At 73.8% G+C, this 3,775-nt stretch carries 3 protein-coding genes; all 3 read right to left on the bottom strand.

Annotated elements, in window-relative coordinates:
• Positions 1–132: 132 nt before the first annotated feature.
• From AB0L89_RS38440 to AB0L89_RS38430, 3 genes are read right to left on the bottom strand one after another with little or no spacing between them, the layout of a single operon-like run.
• A complete protein-coding gene (locus tag AB0L89_RS38440; RefSeq protein WP_365152143.1) occupies positions 133–2,148 on the bottom strand; it encodes an ATP-binding protein in 2,016 nt (671 codons plus the stop codon).
• Positions 2,145–2,801: a DUF4255 domain-containing protein gene (locus AB0L89_RS38435; protein ID WP_365152141.1), complete on the bottom strand. Its 657-nt coding sequence runs from the start codon at positions 2,799–2,801 to the stop codon at positions 2,145–2,147. The genes AB0L89_RS38440 and AB0L89_RS38435 overlap by 4 nt, the downstream gene beginning before the upstream one ends.
• Before the next feature lie 43 nt (positions 2,802–2,844).
• Entirely contained in the window at positions 2,845–3,522 is a 678-nt protein-coding gene (locus AB0L89_RS38430; protein ID WP_365152139.1) for a response regulator transcription factor, read from the bottom strand.
• Positions 3,523–3,775: the final 253 nt, after the last annotated feature.

Raw genomic sequence — 3,775 nt, 5'->3', positions numbered from 1 at the left:
CAAAGAAAGCCATAGACTTTTAATTTTTTTTTTTTTCTTTCTTCTTTTGTTGGGGGGGGGGGGGCCCCGGGCCGGGGGGGGGGGGGGGCGCCCCCCCCCCCCCCCCCCTCCACTGTTCCGTCCTGCCGCGGCTCACTGCCAGGGCAGGGAACTTCCCGGTTCGAGACGCCCCATCTTGCGGTACTCGCGCCGCGCCCCGGCCCGCACGTCCGCGCCCGACACCGGCCCGCCGTGCCCCGCCGCCAGATAGGCGGCGGTCACCGCGGCCGACCGGATGGCGCCGCCCGCGAGCTCGAACTCCTTCGCGCAGTCGGCGAGTTCGCCCTCCAGGTCCGGCGCGCACGGCGTGCCGGACAGGCAGGTGCGCCACAGGGCGACGCGCTGCTCCACGTCCGGGAAGGGGAAGTCCACCACCAGGTCGAGGCGCCGCGTGAACGCGTCGTCGATGTTGGCCCGCAGGTTGGTGGTCAGCACCGCGATCCCGTCGAAGGCCTCCAGGCGTTGCAGCAGATACGCGCTCTCCAGGTTGGCGTACCGGTCGTGCGAGCTCTTGACCTCCGAGCGCTTGCCGAAGACCGCGTCGGCCTCGTCGAAGAGGAGCACCGCGTCGGTGCGGTCCGCCTCGACGAAGATCCGCTCCAGGTTCTTCTCCGTCTCGCCGATGTACTTGTCGACCACCGCCGACAGGTCCACCACATAGAGGTCCAGGCCGAGTTCACCGGCCACCACCTCGGCCGAGAGCGTCTTGCCGGTGCCGGAGTCGCCGGCGAACAGCGCGATCACCCCGCGTCCGCGGCCGCCGCCGGTACGCAGCCGCCACTCGCCGAGCACCTTGTCGCGGTGCCGGGCGCGCAGCGTCAACTCGTGCAGATGGCCGAGCGGTTCGTCCGGCAGGACGAGATCGCCGAAGCCGACCGCGGGCCGGATCCGCCGGGCGTGCTTGTCGAGCAGCGGCGCGGACTGGAGCCGGGCGCTGTGCTGGAGGTGCGCGGCGGTCGGCGGGGTGCCGTCGAAGGCCGCGTGCCCGGCGGCGCCCCGGGCGGCACGCCGGATCTGCTCCTCACCGAGCCGGTACGGCGCGACGGCCTCGCCGAGATCGAAGTCCGGCGCGAACTCCGGTGCGTGCCGGGCGAGTTCGGTGTGCCAGGTGCGGGCCGCGTCGACCTTGTCGTACGGCGCGTCCAGTGAGAGCAGCCCGGCGTCCGGCGCCCAGCCGGAGTCGTACGGCTCGCTCCCGAAGAACACGACGGGCACGTCACCGGTCGCCAGGGACCGGAACAGGGGGCCCGGTTCGGCCGGCAGGGGTCCCACGACGAGTACGGCCCGCCGCAGCCGTGCCTCCCGCACCAGGGCGCGCGTCACGGCCGTGGCGTCCGCCGTGGACGCCGCCGGGCGGTGGCGCAGGACGGGCAGTCCGGCCGCCCGCAGCGCGTCGGCCACCGGGGCGGCGGCCGTGCCCTCCCTGCGCTCGCGCAGATGGACCAGGAGCGGCAGCCCGGCGGCGGCCAGCGCGGCGATCCGGCCGGCCGGGGGCGGAGCGTCCCCGGCCGTCGCCGGGGCGCCGGACGCGTCGGCGGGCAGCAGTTCCACGCCCTGGTCGACGAGTTCGGGATCCAGCGCGTCGTCGCCGAGCAGATGGGCGACGACCCGCTCCGGCACCCGCAGCGCCCGCCCCGGCAGCGGCCGGTCCTCGTCGTCGAGGGCGATCAGGCCCCCGGCGCGCAGCGGCGCCCGCGGATGGAAGCGGGCGCGGGCGAGCGGGTCGTGGGGTCCTGTGCCCGCGAGGTCGAGGGCCAGCGCGACGCAGGCCCTGCGCCGCCCCACGTCGTCGTTGAGGAAGCCGTACAGCGGCTCGAAGCGGCGGTCCACGTCGGGCGCGAGGGCGGCGAGGAGCACCTTGCGGTCGAGCGTGCTCAGCCCGAAGCCCCGCGCCAACGCGTCGAACGAGTCGACCGGTTCGGCCGGGAACACGTCCGTGCCGGGCTCCGGCGGGGGAGTGGTGGCCAGCCGGTGCGCCGTCTCGGCCGTCACGTACAGCCCGCGCAGCGGATCGGCCGCCGTGGGGTCGTCCGCGGCGCGCCGTTCCACCAGCTCGGCCACGCGCGTGCGCAGTGACTCCAGGTGCGCGGGCAGCGTCGTCCCGCTCACGGGGCCTCCGTTCCGGCGTCCGGCTTCGGCGCGCCGTCCTGCCGCGTGGTCCGCATCATCCGGGGGCGCGAGTCGCCCGGCTCGCCGTTCTTGCCGCGCACGGTCACGACCCCCTCGATGACCGGCGGTGCCACGTCGTACACCGGCGAGACCGGGAACGGCACGGTGATCACCACGTCCAGGGACGGCTTGAGCTCGCCGCCGAGCGCCGACCAGATGTCCGCGATGGAGCGGGATTCGGGCGGCGGCACGGCGACGGACAGCGGCAGGGTGGCCCGCAGCGCGGCGAGCGCGGCCGGCAGGTCGTCCGGCGGCAGCAGCTCGTGCGCGAGCAGGGTGCCGAGGGCCGCCGAGAGCAGCCGGTGCTCGTCCTCGGGCCGGTTGGTCCAGGCGGTGAGCAGGTAGGAGAGCCGGAACCAGCGCGGCGGCTGCCGTCTGCGCAGCACCGTGCCGTCCGGGCCCCGCTCGGCGTACGCGCCGCGCTCGCGGCGGGCGACGTCCTCGCGGATGTCGTACAGGTACGAGTTGAGCGTGGGCGCGTTGCGCCGGGCCGCCCAGTCGCGGGTCGGCGCCTCGAAGACGACCTCGCCGGTCCCTTCGGGAAGCGCCCCGCGCAGCAGCGCCCGCAGTGCCTCGTCGACTTCGTGGATCACGTACGTACTCCCCCGGTGGTGCAGGGGAGTCGGTTCGGCGACATCAGATGTATCCCTCCCGCAGCGCGTACGCGACGGCATGCGCGCGGTTCTGCAGCTGCAGGCGCGTCATCAGCGCGTGCAGGACGTTCTTGACGGTGCGTTCGGAGTAGGCGAGCTTCTCGGAGATCTGCTTGGTGTCCAGGCCCTCCGCGATCAGCCGCACGACGTCCACCTCGCGGGGCGCCATGCCCAGCGTCGGTACGAGCCCGCCGGACGCGGACGGCGAGCCGTCGAGCGCGGAGAGCCGGAGCCTGCCCAGCTGGGTCATGAGCCGGTTGATGAGGTCGGGCGGCAGTTCCCCCTCGCCGCGTGCCGCGCTGTGCACCGCGCGCAGCAGCTTCTGCGGGGTCGCCTGGTGCCGCCACAGGATGGCCCGTACGCCGTACTCGACGACCGCGAGCAGCTCCGGCTCGCGCAGTTCGCTCGCGATCAGTACGACGCGGTGGTCGGTGGAGCGGGCCAGTCGGCGCAGTTCGGTGCCGGCCGGGTCGTCGAGGCGGTCCACGAGCATGACGGCGACCCGCTCGGAGGCGGGTGTCTCCCGTGGCGTCTGCTCCGGCGGGTCGTCGGCGCGGTCGACCAGCTCCACGGTCGGCTGGTGCCGGAGATGACTGATCACTCCGGCTCGGCTGAGGGGGTCGGTGGCGTGCACGGCCACCGATATTCGTGTATCCGACACTGAGCGTTTCCTGTCTTCCCCCGAATAGCGACGGGCACAGGGTGATCGGAGTCAATCAACAAACGATTGCCGACGGATCAACGCGCGTGTTCAGTGGCCCGGGTCACGCCCTGACGTGCGACGGAAGGCCCCGGTGACCACAAGCGCGTACCGGCCCGGCACGACGACGCGCACCGCGCCGGAGCGGGTCATGGTGGTCGGCGGATTCGCGCAGGCGCTCGGTCTGCTCTGCCCGGTGCTGCGGCACCTGGGC

It is taken from the genome of Streptomyces sp. NPDC052114 (assembly GCF_040680155.1).
In the GTDB taxonomy this organism is placed as follows: domain Bacteria; phylum Actinomycetota; class Actinomycetes; order Streptomycetales; family Streptomycetaceae; genus Streptomyces.
This window is presented reverse-complemented; position numbering and strand designations above follow the sequence as displayed.